We start from the raw sequence: 25,074 nt of genomic DNA on the forward strand, positions 1-25,074 counted from the left end.
GCCACATCGACAGCGTGTGGCTGGACAGTTTTGCTGCAATATAGGGAATGTGTGATGAAAATGATTTCTCCAACCAAAATTTCGTTATTAGCCATGATGGTTGCTGGCGCAGTAAATGCTGCAACGGTGGATCTCCGCGTTATGGAGACCACCGACGTCCATGGCAATGTGATGGATTACGACTATTACAAAGATCAGGCTACAGCCCAGTATGGTCTGGTGAGAGCCGCTTCGTTAATCGATGCTGCCCGTGAGGAAGTGACCAACAGTGTGTTGGTGGATAATGGTGACATTATCCAGGGTAGCCCGATGGCAGATTATGCCGCCGCTAATCTGAAAAAAGGCGAGGTACATCCAGTCTATCAGGCGATGAACGCCCTGAACTATGTCGTTGGCAATATTGGTAACCACGAATTCAATTACGGTTTGGATTATTTACAACTGGCGATCAGCGGGGCCAAGTTCCCGTACATTAATGCCAATGTGTATGACGCCAAAACCAAAAAACCTTATTTCAAACAGTACCTGATCGTGGATTCGCCGGTTAAAGATCGTGAAGGCAAAGTGCATAATTTGCGTATTGGCTATATCGGTTTCGTGCCACCGCAGGTCGTTCTGTGGGATAAGGCAAAACTGTCCGGCAAGGTGATCACCAAAGACATCACTGAAACGGCCAGAGAGTTGGTGCCGCAAATGCGTAAAGAGGGAGCGGATATCGTTATCGCTATCGCCCACTCTGGCCTTTCTGCCGATCCTTATAAAGCCTTGGCAGAAAATTCTGTGTATTACCTTTCGCAGGTTCCGGGGATTGATGCCATTGCGTTCGGCCATTCTCACGGTATTTTCCCTAGCAAGAGCTTCGCTGCAATCCCCGGGGTTGATATCGATCAGGGGACAGTCAACGGCGTACCTGCGGTGATGCCGGGCCACTGGGCTGATCACCTGGGGGTTATTGATCTAGTACTTGAAGGGGAAACTAACAACTGGAAGGTTGTATCCAGCCGTGCAGAGGCGCGACCAATTTTCGACAAGAAAAACGACAAGTCAGTGGCGGCTGCCAAAACAGCGCTGGTGAAAACGCTGGAACAGGCGCATGACGATACGCGTAAGTTCGTTAACAAGCCTATCGGTACTATCGCTGAAGATACCAATACCTATTTGGCGTTGGTGCAGGACTCCTCAGCAATCCAGATTATCCGTGAAGCGCAGAAAGCCTATGTTAAGCACTATATCCAGGGCGATCCGGATCTGGCAGATATACCCGTGATTTCGGCTGCTGCGCCGTTTAAAGCCGGTGGCAGGAAGAACGATCCGGCGGCCTTTGTCGATATGCGCAAAGGGCCTTTGAGCTTCCGTAATGCGGCAGATCTTTACCAGTACGCCAATACGCTGGCCGCAGTGAAAGTACAGGGAAGCGATCTGAAAGAGTGGTTAGAGTGCTCTGCCGGCATGTATAACCAGATAGACGTGAAGACGGATAAGCCACAGTCACTGCTTAATTGGGACGGTTTTCGCGCTTATAACTTCGATATGTTTGACGACCTGAGTTATCAAATAGATGTGACTCAGCCCGCGCGTTACGACGGCGATTGCAACCTGATTAACCCACAGGCGCAACGCATCACGTCACTGACCTATCAGGGTAAGCCGATCGCAGCCCATGCGCGATTCCTGGTTGCCGTTAACAACTACCGGGCATTTACCGGCAAGTTTGCAGGGACGGGGGAAAAGCATGTTGTTATCTCCTCTCCGGACGAAGTGCGCACCATTGTTGCTAATTACATCAGTGAACAAACCAAACAACATGGTGAGTATAAGCCACAAGTAATAAACAGCTGGCAGATTGCACCTATTTCCTCGGATAAGAAATTAGATATTCGGATGGAAACATCGCCAAGCCAGAATGCTGCTGCTTATATCAAGCAAGCTGCTCAGCACCCTATGGAATTGATTGAAAAAGACGATATTGGTTTTGCTATTTATAAAATTAATTTACAGAAATAAAGACTAAGGGAAAGACAATGAGAATGGTTGATATCATCGCCAAAAAGCGCGATGGAAAAGAACTGACAACGCAAGAAATTGCATTTTTTGTTGATGGTTATACCCAGGGCAATATTCCTGATTACCAGGCGAGTGCACTGGCAATGGCGATCTTTTTCCAGGATATGAACGATCGTGAACGCGCTGATCTGACTATGGCGATGGTGAATTCAGGGGATGTGATCGATCTTTCTGCGATCGAAGGCGTAAAGGTCGATAAACACTCGACTGGCGGCGTTGGCGATACGACGACGCTGGTGCTGGCACCTTTAGTGGCGGCACTGGATATCCCGGTTGCGAAAATGTCCGGTCGTGGTTTGGGCCACACCGGCGGCACGATCGATAAGCTGGAAGCCGTGGCGGGTTTCCATGTGGAAATTTCCAGTGAACAGTTTATCGAGCTGGTTAATCGCGACAAAATTGCTGTGATTGGTCAAACCGGTAATTTGACCCCGGCGGATAAAAAACTGTATGCGCTGCGTGATGTTACTAGCACGGTAAACTCCATTCCGCTGATCGCCGGCTCAATCATGAGCAAGAAGATTGCCGCAGGGGCTGATGCGATCGTACTGGATGTGAAAACCGGTGCAGGCGCATTTATGAAAACCACCGACGACGCGATCGCACTGGCGACGGCGATGGTACGCATTGGCAATCACGTCGGTCGTAATACGATGGCGGTGATTTCTGATATGTCGCAGCCACTGGGCTACGCTATCGGGAATGCGCTGGAGGTGAAAGAGGCCATCGAAACGCTGCGTGGTGAAGGGCCGGAAGATCTGACCGAACTGGTGATGCAGTTGGGCAGCCAAATGGTGGTGTTGGCGAAAAAGGCAGATTCTTTACCTGCCGCACGCCAGATGCTGGAAGAGGTAATCCGTAACGGTAAAGCGTTGGCTAAATTCCGTGATTTCCTGGCGAACCAGGGAGGGGATGCTTCGATGGTAGATCACCCCGAGAAGCTGCCGCAGGCGAAATATCGGATTGAAGTCCCGGCCAAACAAGCTGGAGTGGTCGCAAACATTGTTGCCGACGAGATCGGTGTCGCGGCGATGTTACTCGGGGCTGGGCGTGCAACCAAGGAAGATGATATCGATTTGGCTGTTGGCCTGATGATGCATAAGAAAGTCGGTGATCGGGTAGCCATCGGTGACTCACTGCTGACGATTCATGCGAACCGCGAGGATGTGGCAAGCGTGATGGCGAAAATATATGAAAGCATCACCATTGCGGACAAAGCAGAAGTACCTAAGTTAATTCACACCATTATTACCCAGTAAATGTAAACCATGTTCCTCTCTACTTTTAGAGAGGAACAACTTCGTATCACAATAAAATCTAATTATTAAATATAAATATCTCTGGGTTATTAAATAGAAAACGGGATTTTTCTATGAATAAAATAATGCAATTTAAAATAAACCGACCACTGGCACTGCTCTCTATTTTATTTTCTTTTCAGGGTGTAGCAGAAGAAATTAAAGTAACGAATAACGGTAATATGTTTTCCAATGTGATTAATGACAGCCATGCGGATCTGTCGTTCCGCAATGTATTTAAAAACCTCAGCACGGAGGACTATGGTCAGCGCTCAAATCAGACCGCTTGGGGGCAAGGGATCACCCTTGATTATCAGTCCGGTTATTTCGCGGATATGCTGGGGATAGATGCGTCTTATTATGGTGTGGTGAAATTGGCGGCCAGCGATGATTTTTGGGGCCGTAGTGTGTTGTATAACGACAATGGTCAGGCTAAAGGTTTTAATAAGATCGGCCAACTCTATCTGAAAGGGCGTTTGGGAGATGACGATACCTACTTGCATCTGTATTCCGGCTGGCAACAGATAAAAAAATGGGGCGCGCTCAATAACTCAACGCGGGCTATTCCAAGCACTTATCTGGGCTGGCGTGGTGAAGCAGCTACTGGGCCATTACGCGTTCGCGGCGCCTATGTGACGCGCTACAGTGACAGGGATTCCCCGGATAAAATTCATTTCCGAACGGCGGATAAAAAGCAGATTAGCAGTATTGCTACCGGTGAGTTGAGCTATAGCGATCGGGGTTACAGTGCGCTCTATTTCTTCGGTGAAAGCCATAACTATCTGCAACGGCAGGGGCTGGAATTAGGTTGGCAACCTGCCGCCTGGGTTGATCATCGTTTCAAGTTGGCGAGCCAATTTTACCTTAATCATGGTTTGAATGACTGGACGCATATGTCACGTAGTCATAAAACCTTTGATGATGATGCCTATCATGCAGCGATGTATGCCGAGTGGCGCGCAGATCGCTGGAAGCATAAGGTTGGGGCGTCTTACACCCGCGCCTCGTTGTCTGGCGGGTTAGGGCGTTTTGAGTGGCACCTGGCCAAGCACAGTCGAGGGACGTTTAACTCGATGGCTGACAGTTGGGGCAATGACTATGTTGGCGATAAAGAAAAGATGCTGGCCTGGACGTTCGGTTATGCAATTTTACCGGAAGTTGAGTTGGGTATGGTCACCAACTACGGGTGGGGAATGAAGTACCAAGGTCAGAAGCTTGATCGTGGGGAAACGCTGGTTTATTCACGTTGGACGCCTTCACAGCCAGCGTTAAAAAACCTGGCGATACAGCTTTCTGGCGGCCCTTCCTGGAATTTCCAAAGTCAGCATAATCAACCCAAGTTGACGCCGGACGGCAAACCGATGCGTGCGAGAAACCATTCGATCGAACTGCAAGTGGATTACGCGTTTAACTTGTTCTAATCATGTCAGTCTTGCCATGTGAGGTTATTCACATGGCAAAAAATAAATAATTATGCATTTTTAGTGGTTATTAACCGGCTTGAACCGTCAAAAAAAACGTGCAATCATTGCGCAAATTCACGATGCGGTGATTCCCCCTCATCATAAGTCAGAGGATTACAGGCATGACTGGTTTTGTTGTTCAAGCGCAGTTGCGCACCAGACATCTTATGATGCCATCACTCTGTTCTTACTTTTCCCGAACGCGGTCCGCCAGAAATACCCAGCCTGCCATGCGGTAAGGCTATCTGATGCTCGCTGTTAGGCATTATTAAAAATAGAACTGCGGTTCTGATTTTACTGATGTCTATTGGTCGCTGCCGATACCAGCCCCTAATATATCCTTCATACTTGAAGCTGCATCTGTGTTGGCTACATTCACACGCCCGAATCACTGACTGATGTCAGCTCATCGGGACTTGTTCACTTGCCGCCTCGATGCAACTCCAATTATTTTGGATAGATACCTGATAATCTTAGGAGAGTCAGCCGGTCATGCCTATTTAGGGTAAATGCTGCGACGCCGGACATCACTTTACCGGGATAACCTTTGTTATCTCATTACTGTGCCCTGTGGCACACCCTCATCCTTAACCGTTTGAGAGTTAGCATGATGAAAGAATTGAAAATCGCCACCAGCGCCAGCCTGGTCGCTACCATTGAAACGCTGCGTCAGATCGTCCGCGTAGAGCAAACGGACTTCACCGATGTCGCTGCGTTAGTGGTGTCGGTTGATGACGTCAACACCGGTATCCTGGCGCACCTTAAAGCGACCGGGTTCGAGATCCCGACCTTTGTGGCGGTTGCCGCGGATGAACATCTTTCCCCGGACTACCTACCTTTTATCAGTGGCGTTTTTGCGCTGGACGGTGCCAGTAAGGCGTTCTACATGGCGCAATTGGAAGCTGCTGCGGATGCTTACGAACAAGCGCTGTTGCCGCCGTTTTTCAAAACATTGAAAACCTACGTGGAAATGGAGAACTCGACCTTTGCTTGCCCTGGGCATCAGGGGGGGGAGTTTTTCCGCAAGCACCCGGCCGGCCGGAAGTTTTTTGAGTTCTACGGTGAAACACTTTTCCGTTCTGACATGTGCAACGCTGACGTTAAGTTGGGCGATCTTCTGATCCACGAAGGGTCGGCCAAGGATGCACAAAAACATGCTGCGCGGGTATTCAATGCCGATAAAACCTATTTCGTGCTCAATGGTACTTCGGCAGCCAACAAAGTCGTGACCAATGCATTGCTGACGCGTGGCGACCTGGTTTTGTTCGATCGCAACAACCATAAATCCAACCACCACGGTGCGTTGATCCAGGCCGGGGCTACGCCGGTATATCTGGAAACCGCGCGTAACCCGTTTGGTTTTATTGGCGGCATTGATTCACGCTGTTTTGATGAGCACTATCTGCGCGAGCAAATTCGTGACGTAGCGCCCGAGAAGGCCAATGCAGCACGTCCGTTCCGGCTGGCAATTATTCAGCTCGGTACTTATGACGGCACTATCTATAACGCACGCCAGGTGATCGACTCTATCGGCCACCTGTGTGACTACATCCTGTTTGACTCTGCCTGGGTGGGTTACGAAGGCTTTATCCCGATGCTGAAAGAGTGTTCGCCGCTGTTGCTGGAGCTCGATGAGCTGGATCCGGGTATCTTTGTCACCCAGTCGGTACACAAGCAGCAGGCCGGTTTCTCGCAGACCTCGCAAATCCACAAAAAAGACGACCATATCAAGGGCCAGAAGCGCCACTGCAATCATAAGCATCTCAATAATGCTTTCATGCTGCACGCCTCGACCAGCCCGTTTTACCCGCTATTCGCTGCGCTGGATGTGAATGCCAAGATGCACGCCGGGGCTGCCGGTCGTCGCATGTGGATGGATTGCGTGAAATTGGGTATTGAGACGCGCAAGCAACTGTTGGAACGTTGCTCGCAGCTCAAGCCGTTTATTCCGCTGCAGGTGGCGGGTAAGAATTGGCAAGATTACGACACTGATCTGATCGCCAACGACGCGCGTTTCTTCAATTTTGTACCGGACGAGAAATGGCACGGTTTTGAAGGTTATGCCCAGGACCAGTATTTGGTTGACCCGTGCAAATTGCTGTTGACCACGCCGGGTATAGACGCAACCACCGGCCAGTACACCGAGTTCGGCGTGCCGGCGACCATTCTGGCCAACTTCTTGCGTGAGAACGGCATCGTTCCGGAAAAATGTGATCTTAATTCAATCTTGTTCCTGCTGACCCCGGCGGAAAATCCGGCCAAGATGGAACAGTTGGTGGATATGTTGGTGCAGTTCGAGCGCTATGTGGCAGAAGACGCGCCGTTAAGTGTGGTTTTGCCAACGGTATATCGCAAGAATGAACAGCGCTATCGTGGTTATACCCTGCGCCAGTTGTGTCAGGAAATGCATGACCTGTACGTCAGTTTTGATGTGAAACAATTGCAGAAAGAGATGTTCCGCCAGCGTCATTTCCCACAGGTGATGATGAACCCGCAAGACGCTAACGTAGAGTTTATTCGCGACAATGTTGAGCTGGTACCCATTGCTCAGGCGGAAGGGCGCATTGCGGCTGAAGGGGCGCTGCCATACCCGCCGGGTGTACTCTGTGTGGTACCTGGGGAAGTGTGGGGTGGCGCAGTTCAGCGCTACTTTTTGGCATTGGAAGATGGGATTAACCGGCTACCGGGATTTTCTCCAGAGTTGCAGGGCGTTTATATCGAGAAAAAGGATCACGGTTGGAAGCGTATCTTCGGCTATATGATCAAGCAATAATTTGGTAGGGCCGCAGAGCGAATGTTAGTCAGTTAGTCTTTGTGAAGATGGGGGATATTTCGGTCGATTAACGCTGGTGACCATGAAACACCGGCGCCCCGACCGAGCAAGGGACCCTAGGCGCGGTCCCTTGCAACCCACGCCTTGCCCTATCAGACGGTTGGCTGCGCCAACGACTCTCTCTTTGTCACTCCGCATCACGGCCGGCTACGACAGACGTCCCTGTCTGTCTCGCCTGAAACCGCCATCCATGGCGGTTTCGCCTATGCTTTGTTCCTGCGTTCGACGTCTTCAAGGGCGTCCAACACCGTGCTCATAGAGGCACTTTCGTCGTTTTTCGGTAGGTAGCCCACAGAGGGGGTAGGTTGCCCGGTGGCTGCTGATTAGGGTGTTGACCTTAATGCGCATCACCGGCTGCCGAGCAAGGCGGCGTTGTCAGGGGCAACCGGCCAGGGAAGGCCGGTTGAGGCGAGACGAACAGGGATGTTTGTCGTAGCCGACCCGCCCGGCAACGCTGACGCTGCGAGGGGACCCGCGTAGCGGGCAGCTGGTGTTAAGCAGGGGCGCGGGTGGAGGGGCCGCGCCTTCGGCCCCTCCAATTGCCGTTCATCTTGGCGGCAAAGAAATACCGAACGTTTATGGCAATTCCTCATACACGGAACCTTCAGAGACCGAATAAAACCAGCCATTCTGATTAACTGACAAGCATTAGCTCGCAGGGGCTGCTTTTAAATCACCATGACTCGGGATGACAAAGCCGAATGGCGGCACTACCTTTTAGGTAAAAGCCATGAGTATTGGAATAAGATGATGAAAGAAGAGGGTTATCCCGAGTGGGTCAGCAGTGAGAAAAGACGTTCAACGCTGCGTAATTTTAACTGGTTCCTATTGGTTAATGTGTTGCTTGCCGCCTATCTCTTGCTCCAACGCGCTCAGACACTCGGCGATCACTCTCTGACTGATCTGTTACGTGGCGCCCCGGCTATCGATAGCGTGGTGTTATTGTCCGCCCTGTCTTTTATCGTATTACGCCAGTTGGCTGCACGCGGAGAACTGGCGGTTTGGCGCGGCGCGGTGGTGTGTATCCTGTTACTGGCGTTATGTTGGTGCGGCGTTTTCCATCATTTGATCGTCAACAATAATATTAATCTGGTTTACCCTTTGTCACTCGGCCTGCTGTTTTCCTCATTGATCGCTTTTTACCTTTCCCCACGATTGTTCTTCCTGTTCAGCATCCCGGTGTTGTTGGTGGCGATAGTCGAAAATATCTTTATCCGCAGCGCTTTTTCTCTGGTTAACCTGATTTCATATGCCTTGATGCTGTTTCTGATTTATTCGGCGCAGCATCGGCTGGAACAATGGTTCACCTTGGCTATTGAGCGTGAGCAGGAAAACAAACAACTGATTGAGCGTCTGAGTAAGCTGGCACACCGTGATCCACTCACCGGTATCGCTAATCGGCGCTACTTTGATCACTACTTTGACGCTGTTTTACTGCGGGAGTCGACTCTACAGTCGCCGTTTACGCTGATTCTGTTGGATGTCGATTTCTTTAAAAAATATAACGATCACTATGGACACCAACAGGGAGATGAGTGCTTGGTTAGGCTTGCGGCCTGTTTGGACAGTGCAACACGACGTTCGCAGGATCTGGTGGCCCGTTATGGTGGTGAAGAGTTTATTATCCTGCTGCCGAAATCTGATGCCCGTGAGGCTGAACAAGTCGCACAAAGAATTGAGGCGCTGCTCGCGGGTTTGGCGATGCCGCATGCCGCTTCCGAGGTGGCACAATGGGTGACGGTAAGCCAAGGGGTTGCACAATGGCAACCGGGACAAAACCGTGAGCAACTACTGGCGGCAGCCGATCGCGCGTTATACCGCGCCAAGGCGCGTGGTCGCAATGGCTATAGTATTGCAGAGTGATGTGGTTGGTCAGGACGGCACGAAAGGCCGCCCTGACCAAGGTGATTAACGGCGTCGATAGCTCTTTTGCGCGTTGTTCACTTTCACCAGATAACGGCGTGATTCACCGGCTGGATGCTTAGTCGTCAGCGTCTGATAAACGTCGCCCGGCTGCATGCCATTGATGATACTCACCGCTCGAGTCCTGTCGCTGGAGAACACTCGCAACACACTGCCTGCACCACCGTTATAGGCGGTGATAACGGCATAGCGACGCGAGGTTGGGTTCTGAATACCACCCAGGTAGTTGTTCTGCAAAATGGCCAAATAGGCGGTACCGGTGTCGATATTGTTCTCTGGATCGAACAGGTAGCTGCGGCTTGGTTTACCCCATTTCCCGCGCATCTGGAACACGTCTTTACCGGCGGTGTGTTGCACCACCTGCATCAGGCCTAGCGCATCCGAACCGCTTACCGCATAGGGGTTAAAGCTCGATTCGGTCTGCATGATCGCCAGGATCAGTGACTCTTCAACACCGTATTTCTCCGACGCTTTACGGACCATTGGCAGATATTTATGCGCACGTTTGTCCAGGTGGTTCGGTACCAACTGGATGGTGATTGAGTAAATCACGTGCAGGCCGGAAGTCCGTTTTTGCAGTTTGCTCTGCAACAGATAGTCAGCAAAATGCGCTGCACGCCATTCCCAACGGATCGGCGCGCCTTTGTTATCCAGTACCTGACCATACAGGAACGGTTCTTTACTGATCTGAATATCGTTGACGTCGGAGTAGAGATCGATAGAACCCGGATCGTCGCCCATCAGCAAGGTGCTGATAATCGCCTGACGCAGGTGTGCAGCAGGATCGGTGGTGGCGATGGTTTCAATGGTGATGGCACCAGAATCAAAGTTGATGTGGCTACGGGTTTGATACTGGTCGGTGTATTTAACGTAATCTTTTGGCCCGGCGATCAGAACTTCGTTCAGACCCCAGATATTCTCAATGTTGTGGGCGAATTGGCCCATCAGGATCTCAAAGCCGTTGGTGTCTTTGACCAGGGCTTCGTTGACTTCTTCACTTTTTTTGCCGGAACAGGAAATCAGCAAAGGCGCTATCACTAGCAAAGCTAAAATTTTCTTCATCTTAAAGCCGTATACGGGAAATATTGAAGAGGGCCAGCGCCTGGCCCCAACAGCGTTATTCGCTCGGTGGCGTATAGCCTTCGATGTGCACGTCGTGCCCTTCGAAGAGGAACTTGATCATTTCCGCTTCCAGCAGTTTGCGGTCATCCACGTTCATCATGTTCAGTTTTTTCTCGTTGATCAGCATGGTTTGTTTTTTCATCCATTCTGCCCAGGCTTCCTTCGAGATCTCGTTATAGATACGTTTGCCGACGTCCCCTGGGTAAAGTTGAAAATCCTGCCCTTCGGCATCGCGTTGCAGGAAGGTACAAAAAATGGTTCTGCTCATGCTAATTCCTCATCAATGGCGCTATCGCCAAATAAACCCTGCTGGCGTGGTGACTGTTTTGCCAACTGTTGTAACAGGCGGTCAACCGGCGCTGCCAGCCCGACCGATGGCGGCTGCGCCAAGTTATACCAGAGACCGGCGCCTTCATCCATGCTGGCCGCCGCGTCGTTCATATCCAACCATATCGGCACGATATCGAGATGGAAATGACTGAAAGTATGACGAAATGCGGTCAACTGCTGCTGGCGATTGTTTTTCAGACCGCGTTGTTGGAGCCAGAGTTCCATCTCTTCTCGTTCGCTGAACTGCGGGAAGCAAAATAGGCCACCCCATAGCCCAACGGCTGGCCGTTGTTCCAGCCAGGCTTGCTCACCCTGCTGCAACAATAAAAAGTAGGCCGTTTTTTCCGGTAGGGTTTGCTTGGGTTTTTTACCGGGGTATTTCGCCCAACTGTGGTTGGCATAGGCGATACAGCCTAGGCTGAGCGGGCATAGCTCGCATTTGGGTTTGGAGCGGGTACAAACCATTGCCCCCAGGTCCATCATCGCCTGATTGAACTGGCCGACGCCCTTTGCCGGGGTGACGTCTTCACTGATCTGCCAGAGACGGTTTTCCACGTCTTTCTTGCCAGGCCAACCTTCAACCGCATAGCAGCGTGCCAATACGCGTTTCACGTTGCCATCGAGGATCGGGTAGTGTTGGCCGAGTGCCAGAGACAGTACTGCACCTGCGGTTGAACGGCCGATTCCAGGCAGCGCGTGGATTTCTTCAAAGGTTGTCGGGAACTCGCCGCCGTGCTGTGCGACAATAGTCTGCGCAGCCTTGTGCAGGTTACGCGCTCGGGCGTAGTAACCCAGGCCGGTCCACAGATGTAGCACTTCGTCCAGCGGCGCTTCTGCCAGAGCACGCACGTTGGGAAAACGAGCGATAAAGCGCTGAAAGTAAGGGATCACGGTGGCAACCTGAGTTTGTTGCAACATGACCTCAGATAGCCATACTTGATAGGCGGTTTTATCAAGCTGCCACGGCAGAGTTTTGCGGCCGTAACGCTGGTACCAGTCAAGCACCACCTGTGCGAACTGTTGTGCTTGCATCATAAGCAGATTCGATATCCGGCAGAAAATGAAGCGCGATTGCAGCATAGAGTCATGATGCTGTAAACCGGAACTTTCCGACGTCGCACGGCAGGTACATAAGATGAACACTTGCTAAACCAATGTATCTTTGCATAATGCGCGTTTCCCTAATTAGCAGCCAAACAGACAGAAAGCACTATGATTAATGACGTCATCTCCCCGGAATTTGATGAGAACGGCCGCGCTATGCGCCGTATCCGCAGTTTTGTTCGCCGCCAGGGGCGGCTGACCAAAGGCCAGCAGCACGCGCTGGACAACTATTGGCCGGTGATGGGCGTGGAGTATCAGGCTGAACCTGTCGACATCACTGCACTGTTCGGGCGCGATGCACCGACCGTGCTGGAGATCGGTTTTGGTATGGGCGCCTCGCTGGTGACCATGGCGGGTAATAACCCGCAGCAGAATTTCTTGGGGATTGAAGTACATTCGCCGGGTGTGGGCGCGTGTTTGGCCGACGCCACCGAAGCGGAGTTGAGCAACCTGCGCGTAATGTGTCACGACGCAGTTGAGGTGCTGGAGAATATGATCCCGGACGGTTCGCTGGACATGGTTCAGCTGTTTTTCCCCGATCCGTGGCACAAAGCGCGCCACAACAAGCGCCGTATCGTACAGACGCCGTTTGTTGAATTGGTGCGTCGTAAACTGAAAGTAGGCGGCGTGTTCCACATGGCCACCGACTGGCAGCCTTACGCAGAACATATGTTAGAGGTTATGAACGGGATCTCAGGCTACCGTAATCTTTCCAGCGATAATGATTACGTGCCGCGTCCGGATTCACGCCCACTGACAAAATTTGAATTACGCGGCCAGCGTCTGGGACATGGCGTTTGGGATTTGATGTTTGAGAGGAAAGAATAATGGCTAAGAACCGCAGTCGTCGTTTACGTAAAAAGTTACACATTGAAGAGTTTCAGGAGCTGGGTTTCTCCGTAGCATGGCGTTTTGCCGAAGGCACCTCGGTTGAAGACATCGACAGCACGCTGGACGCTTTCATTGATGAAGTGATCGAGCCGAACGGCATGGCGTTTGACGGTAGCGGCTACCTGCAGTGGGAAGGTTTGATCTGTCTGCAAACTATCGGTCACTGCACCGACGAACAACGCGAACTGGTCAAAAAATGGCTGGAAGCGCGTAAACTGACCGACGTGAAGGTCAGTGATCTGTTCGATATCTGGTGGGACTGATTTTCCCAGCCTGATGGGCGCGGCTTTGTGCCGCGCTATGCTTATTGCTTTTAAGGTGCCTTAATGGCGCCTTTGTTTTGTCCGGAGTGTGACCGCGGTGGTAACAACATTGGATAACGCGTTGCTGGATGACATTCTGCAACAGGTGCGCCCGCTGATAGGTCAGGGCAAAGTGGCAGATTACATACCGGCGCTGGCAGAAGTGGCTGCTGATCGCCTGGCCATTGCCGTTTGCACCGTCGACGGCGAAATGTTCCAGGCGGGTAACGCCACCGAGCGCTTCTCTATTCAGTCCATTTCCAAGGTACTGAGTCTGACGCTGGCACTGGCACGCTATCAGGAACACGAAATCTGGCAACGGGTCGGCAAAGAACCTTCCGGTCTGCCGTTCAACTCGTTGTTGCAGTTGGAGATGGAGCAGGGCAAACCGCGCAATCCGTTTATTAATCCCGGTGCGCTGGTGGTGTGCGACATGCTGCAAACCCGGCTCAGTGCCCCCAAACAGCGAATGCTGGAAGTGGTGCGCCAACTGGCCGGTGAAGATGACCTGGCCTATGATGCGCGGGTGGCCCGTTCCGAGTTTGAACACTCCGATCGCAATGCCGCAATAGCTTATCTGATGAAGTCATTCGGCAACTTCGAAAACGACGTGCTCACCGTGCTGCAAACCTATTTCCACTACTGTGCGCTGCGAATGAGCTGCGTAGAGCTGGCACGTAGCTTCGTTTACCTGGCCAATCATGGCCGCGATCTTAGCGGACGTGAAGTGATCAGCCCATTGCAGGCGCGACAGATTAATGCGCTGATGATGACCAGCGGTATGTACGATGGTGCAGGGGAGTTTGCTTACCGTGTGGGTATGCCGGGAAAATCTGGCGTCGGTGGCGGTATCGTCGCCATTGTTCCTGATGAGCTGTCGATCGCTGTCTGGTCACCGGAGCTGGATGCCTCCGGTAACTCGTTGGCGGGAACTGCGGCACTGGAACTGTTGTCTCAACGGATTAGCCGTTCGATTTTTTAGCCCATCACGGAAGGGCGTCAGGAGAAAATATGTTAAAGAAAACCGGATTAGCCTTGTTGTTGTTGACGGCTTCACAGGCACACGCCGAGTATCAGTGCGGTGTTAAACCTCAGGACGACGTGATTATCAGCCCGCAAAATGTGCAGGTGACGGGCGCCAGTGGCAATCTGCAGATTTCACCTGATGGTGATGTAACCCGCAACGGCCAGGCTTTGAGCATAAATGACAGCCAGCGGCAAAAGGCCTTCAGCTATCAGAGCGCACTGCGTAAAGAATTGCCTTGGATTGATAAAGGTGCGCAGCAACACCTGGAAAAAGCGCGCGTGGCGCTGGACAAGGTGATTGTTAAGGAGCTGGGGAGCGACAGCAACGTGCGTAACCGGCTGACCACTTTGAATGGCCAGCTCAAGCAGCAGATGAACCGTATTATCGAGCACCGCAGCGACGGCCTGACCTTCCACCACAAGGCGATTGACCAGGTTGAGCAGGATGGCCGTAATCTCGTGCAGCAGAGCATGGGTGGTGTGCTACAGGACAGTCTGAATGAGATGGGTGTCAAACAGGCTGCCAACAGTGGCGGCAACCCGTTGCAGGCGATCATGGGTAACCTGGGCGGCCTGCAGAAAGCGATTCAGAATGAATGGAACAACCAAGAGCAGGACTTCCAGAACTTTGGCCGTGACGTGTGTAACCGTGTTACAGGTCTGGAGACTCAGCGTAAAGATCTGCTTAATTCGTTGAAATAACATGACATCACGGTTGATCGCTTGCTGTTTGGTATCTTCAGAGTGAAGCAAAAAAAAGCGCTGATAATTCAGCGCTTTTTTCTATTCATCTGCCAGGAACAACTCCAGCAGCGAGTTAAGGAAGAGTTTACCTTTCTCGGTGATTTGCCAATATTCCGGCGTTTCTTCCAGATAGCCTTTCGCCAGCGCTTCGTCCAGTGGTGCACGGATAGTGCTTTCATCCAGCCCGGTATAGTTGACGAATTCGGCACGCGGTGCGGCTTCCAGCAGACGAAAGCGGTTCATGAAGAACTCGAATGGTCGATCTGCCGTCATCACCTCATGCTGTTTGTCCATATACTTGCCCTGCATAAAACCACGCGGATGCTTGGTTTTCGCCGTACGCAGAATACGACCGTCGCTGAAGGTCAGTTTACCGTGTGCGCCGCAGCCAATCCCCAGATAGTCGCCGAAGCGCCAATAGTTGAGGTTGTGTTGGCACTGATAGCCGGGTTTGGCATAGGCCGAGGTTTCATATTGTTGATAACCAGCGGCGCTCAGTAGTTCGTGACCGCGTTCGAAAATATCCCACAGCGCATCGTCGTCCGGCAGTACCGGCGGGCGCGAGCTGAACAGGGTATTAGGTTCGATGGTCAACTGATACCACGACAGGTGCGGTGGGTTCAGGGCAATCGCCTGGCGTAAATCGTCCAGCGCTTCTTCCAGCGACTGGTCCGGCAGGCCGTGCATCAGATCGAGGTTAAAGCTGCGCAGACCAAGACCGGTAGCCAGGTGTGCCGCGCGTTTGGCCTCTTCCGGGCCGTGTATGCGTCCCAGACGAGTTAACTTCTCGGCGCTGAAGCTCTGGACCCCGATTGAAATACGGTTCACACCGGCGCGCTGGTAGCCGCTGAAGCGATCGGCCTCAACGGTACCAGGATTCGCCTCCATGGTGATCTCGGCACCCTCAACCACGTGTATACGTGCACGGACACCGTCCAGCAGCGATTGCATCGCTTCGGCGCTGAGCAGGCTAGGGGTACCGCCGCCGATAAAAATGGTACTGATTTCGCGGCCGGCAACCAACGGCAGATCGGCATCCAGGTCTGCCAACAGATGATCGACATATTCTTGATGCGGTACTTCGCCCTTCAACGCATGCGAGTTGAAGTCGCAGTACGGGCATTTCTGCACGCACCACGGGATATGAATATACAAACTCAGCGGGGGCAACTTAAGCATTGCGCATCGCTTCCAACATCAGTTTCAGCGCTTTGCCACGGTGAGATACAGCGCGTTTCTCGTCACGGCTCAGCTCTGCCGCTGTGCGGCCCAGTTCCGGGACATAGAAGATTGGATCGTAACCGAAGCCGCCTTCACCTGCGGCCGCAAAGGTGATTTCACCGGCCCAGCTACCATGGAACACCAACGGGGTTGGATCTTCCGCGTGGCGCATATACACCAGTACACAGTGGAACTGTGCACCGCGGCTGCCCTGCGGCACGTCTTTCAGTGCGATCAGCAATTTGTCGAGATTTTGCTGGTCTGAAGCGTCAACGCCCGCGTAACGTGCAGAATAGATACCTGGTGCACCGCCCAGCGCGTCGACAGCCAGACCCGAGTCGTCGGCAATCGCCGGCAGGCCGGTGATTTGCGCGGCGTGGCGGGCTTTCAGGATCGCGTTTTCGATAAAGGTCAGGCCGGTTTCCTCAGCGGAATCCACGCCCAGCTCGGTTTGTGCGACCACATTCAGCCCGAAATCGGCCAGCAGGTCGGCGAGTTCACGCACTTTGCCCGGATTACCGGTGGCAAGAACGACTTTTTGCATGATGACTACCTTGAAATTTATTCGATTAGCGCCGCGACCACGGCGGGGATCTGTTGCGGGTTAACGATGCGTAACTGTTTATGTCGCCCCAGTTCGCCTTTCTCTATGATGACGTTGCTTTTCGCCACTTTGAACTGCTTGGCGAGAAACTTGATCAGATGAGCGTTAGCCTGGCCGTCTACCGGTGGGGCGGTAATGGCGACTTTAAGTTCGTCGCCATGCAAACCGACAATCTGGTCGCGGCTGGCTTTCGGCTGAATATATAGCCTGATTGCCAGCCCGTCCAGCACGGGGGTAACTGCACTCACAGCAGGAACCAGATCTCACCAAACAGATCCATGCCCAGGTAGTTGATCAGATACAAGATCAGGATCACGACCATCGCTGAAAAATCAATGCCGCCCATAGCCGGCAGAATACGACGGATAGGGGACATTAAAGGCTCGGTCAATTGATACATCAGTTGATCAATTGGGCTGCGGCCCTGGCTAATCCAGCTCATCAGCGCGCGAATAATCATCACCCAGAAGATCAGGTAACCGGCCGACTTCACCAGCGAGATCAAGCCAAACAGCAGGTTATATGGACTGAGTGACATCGCGCCGCCTTGAATGAGCAACAGCAGCGGGTATTTGATGGTCATCAGCAAAAATGCTAACAGCAGTGATGCACTGTCGATTGGCCCCAATGACGGGATGATACGGCGCAGCGGGCCAACCACCGGCTGGGTGATCTTCACGACAAACTGTGCGAATGGGTTGTAAAAGTCAGCGCGTGTCCACTGCATCCAGATGCGCAGCAGCAGTACCATGACGTAAAGATCAACAACGGTTTTGACCAAAAAAGTCAGCGTTAGCATGTAGTAGCCCTTCTCCTTAACTCTCGATTATTTAAAATGATTTTTCCATTTCCTGCGCACGGGATACTGCCGCTTGCATCGCTTTGGCCACGGTGGCCGGCAGTTGTTGTTCGTTGAACACCCGTAGTGCCTCGGCGGTGGTGCCGCCTTTGGAGGTGACCTGCTCACGCAAGGTCGATAATGGTGTCTCTGGGTTTGCTTCGACCAGCGCGGCGGCGCCAGAAGCGGCTTGCTGGACCAGATCGCGGGCGGTCTGGCTGTCAAAGCCCATACGTTCGGCTTCCTGCTGCATGGCTTCCATAAACAGGAAGAAATAAGCCGGTGCACTGCCTGCCGCCGCGATTACGCTATTGATGCCGCTTTCGTCATTCACCCAACAGACTTTACCTACGGATGCCATCAAATCGCTGGTGTAGTCGCGGTCCTGCTGGCTAACTTGCTGTGGCGCATACAGGCCACTCATGCCTTTGCCTACCAACGATGGGGTGTTCGGCATGATGCGGACGATGTTAAGTTTATCCCCCAGCAACTGGTAAAAACGGCTGACCTGGATACCCGCGGCGATGGACAATACCAGTTTACCGCTGAAGTCGATCTGATCGCGCAGGGGCTGACACACGTCTGCCATCATTTGCGGTTTTACCGCCAGCACCACGACATCAGCAGCGCGTGCGCAAGCAAGGTTATCGCTGCTGCTGATGATGCCGTAGTCTGCCGCCAACGCATCACGGTTTTTGGCCGAGGGTGCGCAAACGCTGATGGATGTGGCCGGGTAACCCCCGGCAACCAGGCCGGCGATGATAGCGCGTGCCATATTACCGGCACCAATAAAGGTAATCTTACGGTGCTGCATTAAAATTCCTCATCTGTGTGTATATCCGTCGTCTTTCAAGCTGGCTGTATTGCTATAACTTGAAAGCTATAGATATGTTAGGCCTGTGAATAATCACGGGCGCCAAAAATCGCGGTGCCAATACGCACCATCGTACTGCCTGCAGCAATCGCCGCCGTCATATCATCAGTCATGCCCATCGACAGCGTGTCCACTTGGGGATACTGCTGTTGCAGTGCCTGAAAGGCGTCGCGCATCTGGCTGAACACCGCTAACTGGTTCTGGTAATCCTCTTGCGGAGCGGGGATAGCCATCAGTCCGCGCAACCTGAGATTCGGCAGGGCGGCAACTGCCTCTGCCAGTGCCGGCAGTTCAGCCAATACAATGCCAGATTTGCTCTGTTCATCGCTGATATTTATTTGGATCAGCACGTTAAGCGGTGGCATGTCTGCCGGGCGTTGTTCGCTCAAACGCAGGGCGATACGCAATCGATCGACGGTGTGGCACCAGGCAAAGTGTTCTGCTACCAACCGACTCTTATTGGATTGCAGCGGGCCGATAAAGTGCCAATCCAGCGTTGCACCTTCTGGCAGTGCAGCGAAATGTTTAACCTTATCCACGCCTTCCTGCACATAGTTCTCGCCGAAGGCACGCTGACCTGCCGCTATGGCTTCTGCGATCGCTGCCACAGGTTTGGTTTTGCTCACTGCAAGCAGTGTCACTTCTTCTGGAGTGCGAGCGCAGCCTTGAGCGGCCGCGGTAATGCGGTTTCTGACATCCTGCAGATTCTGTTGGATAGTGCTCATTATTGACCCAGGAGATTGATATGGATATCGATGAATTCGTGGCCCTTAGTGTAAAGCATAATGCTTCGGATCTGCACCTTTGTACCGGTCATCGACCGATGTTACGCATTGATGGTGATCTGCGGCCCTTGGAAGGGGCCGAAATGCTCACCGAGGCGAGTATGCATTTGCTGTGCGGCATGTTGTTGCAACCAGCGCAATGGCAGCAGTTGCGACAGCAGGGCCAGCTCGATCTGGCACTCTCGCTGTCGGGCAATATTCGGCTGCGAGCTAATTTCTTTTTGCAAAGTCAGGGTGTTTCCATTGCCTTGCGGTTAATTGCCGACCGCTGTCCAACGTTAGCGGCACTGGCAGCGCCAGATATTATCCCCGCGTTGGTGCGGCGGGAGGACGGTTTGATTCTGGTGACCGGAGCGACGGGCAGCGGAAAGTCGACCACGCTTGCGGCGATGATTGACAACATTAACCAGCACCAGCGGCGGCATATCCTCACTGTGGAGGATCCTATCGAGTTCATCCACCACAGCCAGCAGTGTTTAATCCAACAGCGGGAATTGGGGCGCGATAGCCACAGTTTTGACGACGCATTGCGTGCTGCACTGCGTGAGGATCCAGATGTGATTTTGTTGGGGGAGCTACGCGATACCACCACCATTCGTCTGGCGCTGACCGCTGCGGAAACCGGTCATCTGGTGCTGGCAACGTTGCATACTCGCAGTGCACCGCAGGCGGTAGAAAGGTTGGTGGATGTATTCCCAGCGGAGGAAAAGCCTTATGTGCGTGCCCAGTTGGCTGGCAGTTTACAGGCGGTGATCGCCCAAAAACTGTTGAGCAGGCCTGGCGGCGGGCGTGTGGCTATTTTTGAAGTGCTGACGGTGACAGCGGCAGTCAGCAGCATGATCCGCGAAGGCAAAACCCATCAGCTGGCCAGCGTGCTGCAAACGGGTGGGCAGTTTGGCATGCAGACGTTTGAACAGGGTTTACAACAGCGGATCAGTGCTGGGTTACTGAATGGGGAACAGGACGCTTTTGCATCAGGATTAGATTAACCCAGTTGCCGCTCAAACCAGCTTTCCAAGATCACCACTGCTGAAGCAGAGTCTACACTGCCTTTGTCCAGAGCGCGGAACCCACCGCGGTCGAACAGATTAGCACGGGCTTCGACAGTACTGAGGCGCTCATCATGCAGCGCGATTTGTACGCCAAAGCGGCCATGCAAGCGGTTGGCGAACTTGCGTGCTTGCTCTGTGACCAACTGCTCTGTGCCGTCCATGTTCAGCGGCAGCCCGACGACGACCAGATCAGGTTGCCACTCTTTCAGTAGTTTCTCGATCTTTTGCCAGTCCGGCTTACCCTCTTGTGCTTTGAAGGCCGCCAGTGCACGGGCGCTGCCGGTGAGTTCCTGCCCGATGGCTGCTCCGATGCTTTTGGTGCCGAAGTCGAAGGCGATAATGGTGCGGTTGGTCATCAAGCATGTCCTGCGTGGTTGGCAATACTACAAATGTCGATGCCGAGGCGGTTAGCCGCCTCGCGCCAGCGGCTGGCGATTGGCGTATGGAACAGAATGTTGGTGTCGGCTTCAATGGTCAGCCAGGCGTTTTCCAGCACTTCCTGTTCTAACTGGCCTTTTTCCCAGCCGGCATAACCGAGCGCCACCAACACGTCATCGGGTTGGTCTGCGGTGCCCAGTGTCTCCAGCACGTCTTTCGACGTGGTGATCATGGTCTCTGGTGAGATCTGAATGCTTGAACCGAAGCCTTTACAAGGTGTATGCAGGATAAAGCCACGATCGTCCGCCAACGGCCCGCCTGCAAAGACGGGTTTATCCAGGCTGATGGCCGGATCGCGCATCGGTGGCATGATCTTCAGTTTGCTCAGCACCGTTTCCACCGTGAACTGTTCCACCGGTTTATTGATCACCAGGCCCATGGCGCCGTCTTCATTGTGCTCGCAGACATAAATCACCGAGCGTTTGAAGCGAGGATCCTGAAGTGATGGCATAGCGATAAGAAAATGGTGCTGTAAATTCATGGTGTTATTTAAGGTAATTGATTGGTGAGAAGTTAAACAACCGCCAGTATGCGGTTATACCCATCGCCTTTCAAGCCGCAGCTTGCTTGACGCGGGCCGAGCGAGTCGGCCCGGGAAGCCAGGATGGCGGGCGACAGCATCGCCCGCACTGTGATTATTTTGCCGCCAGACGTTTTTCGATCGCGTCCATCAGCATGCCGGTAATCGACACAGGGAAGGCGGCTTCGATTTCACGTGCACAGGTTGGGCTGGTGACGTTGATTTCAGTCAGTCGATCACCAATCACGTCCAGGCCAACAAAGATCAGCCCTTTTTCTTTCAAGGTTGGAGCCACGGCACGAGCGATTTTCCAGTCGCTTTCGCTCAACGGACGAGCTTCACCACGGCCGCCAGCGGCCAGGTTGCCACGGGTTTCGCCTTGTGCGGGAATACGCGCCAGGCAGTAAGGTACAGGCTCCCCATCAACCACCAGAATACGCTTATCACCTTCCTTGATCGCTGGCAGGAAGTTTTGCGCCATGCAGAAACGGCTACCGTGTTCGGTCAGCGTTTCGATAATCACCGACAGGTTCGGATCGTCCTGTTTAACGCGGAAAATGGACGCGCCGCCCATGCCATCCAGCGGTTTGAGGATGATATCACCATGTTGCTGGTGGAATTTACGGATATGCGCTGCACTGCGGCTCACCAGGGTGTCCGGCGTCAGTTCAGGGAACCAGGCGGTGAACAGCTTTTCATTGCAGTCACGCAGGCTCTGCGGCTTGTTGACCACCAGAGTGCCTTTGACTTCCGCACGCTCCAGAATATAGGTTGCGTAGATGTATTCGGTATCGAAAGGTGGGTCCTTACGCATCAGGATCACGTCAAGATCCTGCAGCGCCAGATCTTGTTCGCTGCCAAAGCTGAACCAGCTCTCTTTATCTTCCTTCACGCTCAGCAAGCGAGTGCGGGCGCGCCCGTCACCGCCATGCAGATAGAGATCGTTCATCTCCATATAATGCAGTTCCCAGCCACGGCGCTGCGCTTCGAGCAGCATGGCGAAGCTGGTGTCTTTCTTGATATTGATGGAAGCGATAGGGTCCATCACGATGCCGAGCTTAATCATCTTTTCTCCTTTAACCCAGATCACCGAAACGTACCTGCAATGCGGTAATTGCGGTGAGCGCTGTGGTTTCTGTACGCAGAACGCGTGGCCCCAGCAGGATATCAGTAAATCCGTGGCCTGTGGTCATCGCAATTTCGTCGGCGGATAAACCGCCCTCTGGCCCAATCAGCAGGCGGACATGTTCCACCGGCAGCGGCAACGTATTGATGCTGTGGCTGGCGCGTGGATGCAGGTTGAGTTTCAGGCTGCCATCTTGCTCGGCGCACCAGTCTTCCAGTTTCATCGCTTCGCGAATTTCTGGAATACGATTGCGGCCACATTGTTCGCAGGCGGCGATGGCAATTTTCTGCCATTGCTGAAGTTTTTTAGCCAAACGTTCGCCATCCAGCTTCACGCCGCAGCGCTCGGAAAACAGCGGGGTGATGATATTAACCCCCAGTTCGATGGATTTCTGAATGGTGAACTCCATCTTTTCGCCGCGAGAAATCACCTGGCCAAGATGCAGATTGAGTGGTGATTCACGGTCTTCCAACTGGCCGGCGCTGAGCTGCACCTGAACGCTTTTCTTGTCGACCTGGGTGATCACGGCGTCAAACACCTGATTGCTGCCGTCGAATAACTGCAGCGCCTGGCCGGGGTTCATGCGCAGTACACGCCCGATATGGTTGGCGGCGTCTTCGCTTAAGAAGATTTCCGCGTTGTCGATTAACGACTGCGGGTGATAAATGCGAGGTATGCGCATATGAATATTCGATCCTGACTAGAGGGTATAGTTTGCCTGATAGAACAGGGGCTATACCCTATGAATTTCGAGTTGCAGCTAGGCGCCTAGCTCGTTCATCCCCAGGCGCTTACTTTAGTAAGTAACTGGGGTGGGCGAGTGCAGGTAACAACGCTGCGGCTTGAAAGGCGACGGGTATATAGTAGGTTAGCCCTTTCGTTGCTGGCAAGCTTGCTGAATATAGGGATTATGGTTGCCCTGTACCTTAGCGATGCGTGCCTCGCGCTGGCATTCCCACTGGTTTACCGGATATTGACGGTTCCACACGTCAAAAAGCTGGGTCTGTTGCCGTGAAAGCTGCAGTTGATAACGGTCGCGCATATAGAAGTAAGTACGAGCGATGGCACCGCGGGCACGAGCGGGCGGTTCGGCCTGTTTGTTTTTGAAGTCCACTTTCATTGGGCACTGGCCGTACTGGCCCTCGCCACCTTTCCATTGGCTATACATAAAGTTATTACGATCGCCGTTCACTTCACCTATCGCCGGCTGCAGGTTGTGCAGGTCGGTCTCGATTTGTCGGTAGCCCGCATCCTTATTGCAGTTTTTGCGACCACCCTGTTGCCAGCACTGTAATTGGTGACCGAACTGCCAGGCAGGTACCACATGTTCCCATTCGATACGCTGTGCGCGCTGGGCATTTTTACGCGCCTGATAGCCACAACTGTTCAGGTCGGGGATGCCTTTCTTGCCCTGCCAGTCTATCCGGCAGCCGCAGTAGAATGAACCCGGCGCATCCTGGTTAATTTTAGCCGCTGCCGCTTTGGCCTGAGAAAAGTTATTGATGCCGTGGGCCTGAGCGGCACCCACGGTGAGAACCACCGTAAACAAAATTTTGCGAAGCATATTCCAAAACAGCTCAAAATTGGAAAAGCAGGCAGGGTAGCGGAAGTTTACGGTAGTAGCAAATGACGATATTTACTTGTTTTAACGTATAAATCGTTTCGTTAAAGGGGATCGTTAGCGTTAAATCTCAGCTTTTCGCCGCACTGACGGCAACGGTATTCACTTTCACCACGCAGCACCCGATTATGGCGACGCACGGTAAGCTGGTGCTGTTGGCAATCGCACAGGTAGGGGAAGGTCTTGCTCTGTACTGAGGCAATCTCAAATTGATGAGTACGGCTGGCAGGTACCTGCAATACGCTTTCCATCATCCAACGCCATTCATTGCCGTGAGGAGGGACGCGGCCAAACTGGCGAAATACCAACAGGTGCGCCAGTTCATGAGGCACCACTTCGTCGATAAAAGCTTGCTGGTTTTCCATCAGTAATATCGGGTTTAGCCTGATTTCCCAAGCTTGCAGCCAGGCCGTACCCGCGCTGGTACCACGTTGTTGGTAAACAACTTTGGGCTCCGGGAACTCGACGGAAAAGTGCTGACGGGCCAGCTGCAATTTTTCTCGCAGACAGCGCATCACCGCTTGTTGTAGCGCAATGGGGATTCTTACTTTGTTCATTGTGGCTAGCTTAAGCAATGGCGCGTCGGCTGGCAATAAGCGTATTCCCATCATATTTGATGCTGCTTTTGTGTTGGCTGCGTCATTCAGACGATCCCAGGAGCTCTTCCCTAATTGCGTTGCTGCAAGCCGCGTTCAAAACTGTTCCCGGCAGATTTCTCACCGCATTGATAACCTGATCGACACCGATGGATTGTAATCAATGTGTTAACTGCGGGATAATAAACCGTACATGCTGAGTCTGTACCCGCAGTGCTCACAGATAAGATTGGAAAGCGCCCTGAACAATACCTTGCTAACACAGGGGTTATTATGCGATTTAGCGCAATAACCGACTG

25 protein-coding genes are annotated in these 25,074 nt (G+C 52.8%); 10 read left to right on the forward strand and 15 right to left on the reverse strand.

The features are described 5' to 3' along the window. Positions 1-54 precede the first annotated feature (54 nt). The 5 genes from SGR01S_RS15515 to SGR01S_RS15535 all read left to right on the forward strand — a co-directional run bounded on the left by SGR01S_RS15515 (position 55) and on the right by SGR01S_RS15535 (position 9,521). Positions 55-2,004, forward strand: a complete 1,950-nt coding sequence (locus SGR01S_RS15515; protein ID WP_082797632.1) for a bifunctional 2',3'-cyclic-nucleotide 2'-phosphodiesterase/3'-nucleotidase — start codon at positions 55-57, stop codon at positions 2,002-2,004. 17 nt (positions 2,005-2,021) lie between these two features. Next, positions 2,022-3,323 (forward strand): pyrimidine-nucleoside phosphorylase, encoded by a 1,302-nt coding sequence (locus SGR01S_RS15520; protein ID WP_061807911.1) that lies wholly within the window; start codon positions 2,022-2,024, stop codon positions 3,321-3,323. 125 nt (positions 3,324-3,448) lie between these two features. Further along, complete coding sequence (locus tag SGR01S_RS15525; protein ID WP_255212237.1) at positions 3,449-4,783, forward strand: OprD family outer membrane porin; 1,335 nt, start codon at positions 3,449-3,451, stop codon at positions 4,781-4,783. A 652-nt stretch (positions 4,784-5,435) separates the two neighbouring features. Further along, positions 5,436-7,598: an ornithine decarboxylase SpeF gene (gene speF / locus SGR01S_RS15530; protein WP_061807961.1), complete on the forward strand. Its 2,163-nt coding sequence runs from the start codon at positions 5,436-5,438 to the stop codon at positions 7,596-7,598. Positions 7,599-8,405: 807 nt separating this feature from the next. Beyond that, complete coding sequence (locus tag SGR01S_RS15535) at positions 8,406-9,521, forward strand: GGDEF domain-containing protein (protein ID WP_061807912.1); 1,116 nt, start codon at positions 8,406-8,408, stop codon at positions 9,519-9,521. A gap of 45 nt (positions 9,522-9,566) precedes the next feature. Here the strand turns inward: SGR01S_RS15535 and mltC are convergent, their stop codons facing one another. From mltC to mutY, 3 genes are read right to left on the reverse strand one after another with little or no spacing between them, the layout of a single operon-like run. Next, positions 9,567-10,643: a membrane-bound lytic murein transglycosylase MltC gene (gene mltC / locus SGR01S_RS15540; protein WP_037416721.1), complete on the reverse strand. Its 1,077-nt coding sequence runs from the start codon at positions 10,641-10,643 to the stop codon at positions 9,567-9,569. 55 nt (positions 10,644-10,698) lie between these two features. Further along, positions 10,699-10,971: an oxidative damage protection protein gene (locus tag SGR01S_RS15545; RefSeq protein WP_061807913.1), complete on the reverse strand. Its 273-nt coding sequence runs from the start codon at positions 10,969-10,971 to the stop codon at positions 10,699-10,701. Continuing rightward, positions 10,968-12,068 (reverse strand): A/G-specific adenine glycosylase, encoded by a 1,101-nt coding sequence (mutY, locus tag SGR01S_RS15550; RefSeq protein WP_370452799.1) that lies wholly within the window; start codon positions 12,066-12,068, stop codon positions 10,968-10,970. Before mutY ends, SGR01S_RS15545 begins: the two co-directional genes overlap by 4 nt. 177 nt (positions 12,069-12,245) lie before the next feature. On the opposite strand from mutY, the gene trmB reads away from it, so the two are divergent. The 4 genes from trmB (at position 12,246) to SGR01S_RS15570 (ending at position 15,058) form a co-directional block, all read left to right on the forward strand. Beyond that, entirely contained in the window at positions 12,246-12,965 is a 720-nt protein-coding gene (gene trmB, locus SGR01S_RS15555) for a tRNA (guanosine(46)-N7)-methyltransferase TrmB (RefSeq protein WP_037416729.1), read from the forward strand. Continuing rightward, positions 12,965-13,291 carry a YggL family protein gene (locus SGR01S_RS15560; RefSeq protein ID WP_037416731.1) on the forward strand — a complete coding sequence of 109 codons (327 nt, stop codon included), beginning with the start codon at positions 12,965-12,967 and terminating at the stop codon, positions 13,289-13,291. The genes trmB and SGR01S_RS15560 overlap by 1 nt, the downstream gene beginning before the upstream one ends. Positions 13,292-13,388: 97 nt before the next feature. Next, positions 13,389-14,312 (forward strand): glutaminase B, encoded by a 924-nt coding sequence (gene glsB, locus SGR01S_RS15565; RefSeq protein ID WP_061807962.1) that lies wholly within the window; start codon positions 13,389-13,391, stop codon positions 14,310-14,312. 29 nt (positions 14,313-14,341) lie between these two features. Then, on the forward strand, positions 14,342-15,058 hold the full coding sequence (locus tag SGR01S_RS15570; protein ID WP_061807915.1) for a YggN family protein: 717 nt from the start codon (positions 14,342-14,344) through the stop codon (positions 15,056-15,058). An 81-nt stretch (positions 15,059-15,139) separates the two neighbouring features. Here SGR01S_RS15570 and hemW read toward each other — a convergent pair whose 3' ends face one another. From hemW to SGR01S_RS15600, 6 genes are all read right to left on the reverse strand, one after another. Continuing rightward, entirely contained in the window at positions 15,140-16,279 is a 1,140-nt protein-coding gene (hemW, locus tag SGR01S_RS15575; RefSeq protein ID WP_037416736.1) for a radical SAM family heme chaperone HemW, read from the reverse strand. Further along, a complete protein-coding gene (locus tag SGR01S_RS15580; protein ID WP_061807916.1) occupies positions 16,272-16,865 on the reverse strand; it encodes an XTP/dITP diphosphatase in 594 nt (197 codons plus the stop codon). The genes hemW and SGR01S_RS15580 overlap by 8 nt, the downstream gene beginning before the upstream one ends. Before the next feature lie 17 nt (positions 16,866-16,882). Continuing rightward, positions 16,883-17,173 carry a DUF167 family protein YggU gene (gene yggU, locus SGR01S_RS15585; protein WP_061807917.1) on the reverse strand — a complete coding sequence of 97 codons (291 nt, stop codon included), beginning with the start codon at positions 17,171-17,173 and terminating at the stop codon, positions 16,883-16,885. Next, positions 17,170-17,724: a YggT family protein gene (locus SGR01S_RS15590; protein ID WP_037416742.1), complete on the reverse strand. Its 555-nt coding sequence runs from the start codon at positions 17,722-17,724 to the stop codon at positions 17,170-17,172. Before SGR01S_RS15590 ends, yggU begins: the two co-directional genes overlap by 4 nt. 31 nt (positions 17,725-17,755) lie before the next feature. Beyond that, positions 17,756-18,577 (reverse strand): pyrroline-5-carboxylate reductase, encoded by an 822-nt coding sequence (gene proC / locus SGR01S_RS15595; protein ID WP_037416746.1) that lies wholly within the window; start codon positions 18,575-18,577, stop codon positions 17,756-17,758. A gap of 77 nt (positions 18,578-18,654) precedes the next feature. Beyond that, positions 18,655-19,362, reverse strand: coding sequence for a YggS family pyridoxal phosphate-dependent enzyme (locus SGR01S_RS15600; RefSeq protein ID WP_061807918.1), 708 nt, complete (start codon positions 19,360-19,362; stop codon positions 18,655-18,657). A 20-nt stretch (positions 19,363-19,382) separates the two neighbouring features. Here SGR01S_RS15600 and SGR01S_RS15605 point away from each other — a divergent pair, with 20 nt between their 5' ends. Continuing rightward, the gene (locus SGR01S_RS15605; RefSeq protein WP_037416750.1) at positions 19,383-20,411 is read left to right on the forward strand and encodes a type IV pilus twitching motility protein PilT; all 1,029 of its coding nucleotides are present in this window, start codon (positions 19,383-19,385) and stop codon (positions 20,409-20,411) included. Here SGR01S_RS15605 and ruvX read toward each other — a convergent pair. The 6 genes from ruvX to SGR01S_RS15635 form a co-directional block, all read right to left on the reverse strand. Next, positions 20,408-20,830, reverse strand: coding sequence for a Holliday junction resolvase RuvX (gene ruvX / locus SGR01S_RS15610; protein ID WP_037416753.1), 423 nt, complete (start codon positions 20,828-20,830; stop codon positions 20,408-20,410). The two genes, SGR01S_RS15605 and ruvX, sit on opposite strands and share 4 nt — an antisense overlap. After that, positions 20,830-21,393 carry a YqgE/AlgH family protein gene (locus SGR01S_RS15615; RefSeq protein ID WP_037416755.1) on the reverse strand — a complete coding sequence of 188 codons (564 nt, stop codon included), beginning with the start codon at positions 21,391-21,393 and terminating at the stop codon, positions 20,830-20,832. Before SGR01S_RS15615 ends, ruvX begins: the two co-directional genes overlap by 1 nt. Positions 21,394-21,547: 154 nt before the next feature. Further along, positions 21,548-22,498 (reverse strand): glutathione synthase, encoded by a 951-nt coding sequence (gshB, locus tag SGR01S_RS15620; protein WP_037416757.1) that lies wholly within the window; start codon positions 22,496-22,498, stop codon positions 21,548-21,550. Between the two features lie 10 nt (positions 22,499-22,508). Next, on the reverse strand, positions 22,509-23,240 hold the full coding sequence (gene rsmE / locus SGR01S_RS15625) for a 16S rRNA (uracil(1498)-N(3))-methyltransferase (protein WP_061807919.1): 732 nt from the start codon (positions 23,238-23,240) through the stop codon (positions 22,509-22,511). Positions 23,241-23,426: 186 nt separating this feature from the next. Continuing rightward, complete coding sequence (gene endA, locus SGR01S_RS15630; protein ID WP_061807920.1) at positions 23,427-24,122, reverse strand: deoxyribonuclease I; 696 nt, start codon at positions 24,120-24,122, stop codon at positions 23,427-23,429. A gap of 101 nt (positions 24,123-24,223) precedes the next feature. Next, the gene (locus SGR01S_RS15635; RefSeq protein ID WP_061807921.1) at positions 24,224-24,736 is read right to left on the reverse strand and encodes a SprT family zinc-dependent metalloprotease; all 513 of its coding nucleotides are present in this window, start codon (positions 24,734-24,736) and stop codon (positions 24,224-24,226) included. Positions 24,737-25,074: the final 338 nt, after the last annotated feature.

Origin of the sequence: Serratia grimesii NBRC 13537, assembly GCF_001590905.1 — a bacterium.
Taxonomy (GTDB): domain Bacteria; phylum Pseudomonadota; class Gammaproteobacteria; order Enterobacterales; family Enterobacteriaceae; genus Serratia; species Serratia grimesii.

Bases quoted from the DNA above. Each gene is read 5' to 3' on its own strand.
- mutY (WP_370452799.1), bottom strand. From the start codon at position 12,068: ATGATGCAAGCACAACAGTTCGCACAGGTGGTGCTTGACTGGTACCAG.
- SGR01S_RS15525 (WP_255212237.1), top strand. From the start codon at position 3,449: ATGCAATTTAAAATAAACCGACCACTGGCACTGCTCTCTATTTTATTT.
- SGR01S_RS15600 (WP_061807918.1), bottom strand. From the start codon at position 19,362: ATGAGCACTATCCAACAGAATCTGCAGGATGTCAGAAACCGCATTACC.
- SGR01S_RS15570 (WP_061807915.1), top strand. From the start codon at position 14,342: ATGTTAAAGAAAACCGGATTAGCCTTGTTGTTGTTGACGGCTTCACAG.
- trmB (WP_037416729.1), top strand. From the start codon at position 12,246: ATGATTAATGACGTCATCTCCCCGGAATTTGATGAGAACGGCCGCGCT.
- SGR01S_RS15545 (WP_061807913.1), bottom strand. From the start codon at position 10,971: ATGAGCAGAACCATTTTTTGTACCTTCCTGCAACGCGATGCCGAAGGG.
- SGR01S_RS15635 (WP_061807921.1), bottom strand. From the start codon at position 24,736: ATGAACAAAGTAAGAATCCCCATTGCGCTACAACAAGCGGTGATGCGC.
- SGR01S_RS15580 (WP_061807916.1), bottom strand. From the start codon at position 16,865: ATGCAAAAAGTCGTTCTTGCCACCGGTAATCCGGGCAAAGTGCGTGAA.
- proC (WP_037416746.1), bottom strand. From the start codon at position 18,577: ATGCAGCACCGTAAGATTACCTTTATTGGTGCCGGTAATATGGCACGC.
- SGR01S_RS15590 (WP_037416742.1), bottom strand. From the start codon at position 17,724: ATGCTAACGCTGACTTTTTTGGTCAAAACCGTTGTTGATCTTTACGTC.
- hemW (WP_037416736.1), bottom strand. From the start codon at position 16,279: ATGCTTAAGTTGCCCCCGCTGAGTTTGTATATTCATATCCCGTGGTGC.
- gshB (WP_037416757.1), bottom strand. From the start codon at position 22,498: ATGATTAAGCTCGGCATCGTGATGGACCCTATCGCTTCCATCAATATC.
- SGR01S_RS15615 (WP_037416755.1), bottom strand. From the start codon at position 21,393: ATGAATTTACAGCACCATTTTCTTATCGCTATGCCATCACTTCAGGAT.
- SGR01S_RS15560 (WP_037416731.1), top strand. From the start codon at position 12,965: ATGGCTAAGAACCGCAGTCGTCGTTTACGTAAAAAGTTACACATTGAA.
- SGR01S_RS15535 (WP_061807912.1), top strand. From the start codon at position 8,406: ATGATGAAAGAAGAGGGTTATCCCGAGTGGGTCAGCAGTGAGAAAAGA.
- SGR01S_RS15520 (WP_061807911.1), top strand. From the start codon at position 2,022: ATGAGAATGGTTGATATCATCGCCAAAAAGCGCGATGGAAAAGAACTG.
- SGR01S_RS15515 (WP_082797632.1), top strand. From the start codon at position 55: ATGAAAATGATTTCTCCAACCAAAATTTCGTTATTAGCCATGATGGTT.
- endA (WP_061807920.1), bottom strand. From the start codon at position 24,122: ATGCTTCGCAAAATTTTGTTTACGGTGGTTCTCACCGTGGGTGCCGCT.
- mltC (WP_037416721.1), bottom strand. From the start codon at position 10,643: ATGAAGAAAATTTTAGCTTTGCTAGTGATAGCGCCTTTGCTGATTTCC.
- rsmE (WP_061807919.1), bottom strand. From the start codon at position 23,240: ATGCGCATACCTCGCATTTATCACCCGCAGTCGTTAATCGACAACGCG.
- SGR01S_RS15605 (WP_037416750.1), top strand. From the start codon at position 19,383: ATGGATATCGATGAATTCGTGGCCCTTAGTGTAAAGCATAATGCTTCG.
- speF (WP_061807961.1), top strand. From the start codon at position 5,436: ATGAAAGAATTGAAAATCGCCACCAGCGCCAGCCTGGTCGCTACCATT.
- ruvX (WP_037416753.1), bottom strand. From the start codon at position 20,830: ATGACCAACCGCACCATTATCGCCTTCGACTTCGGCACCAAAAGCATC.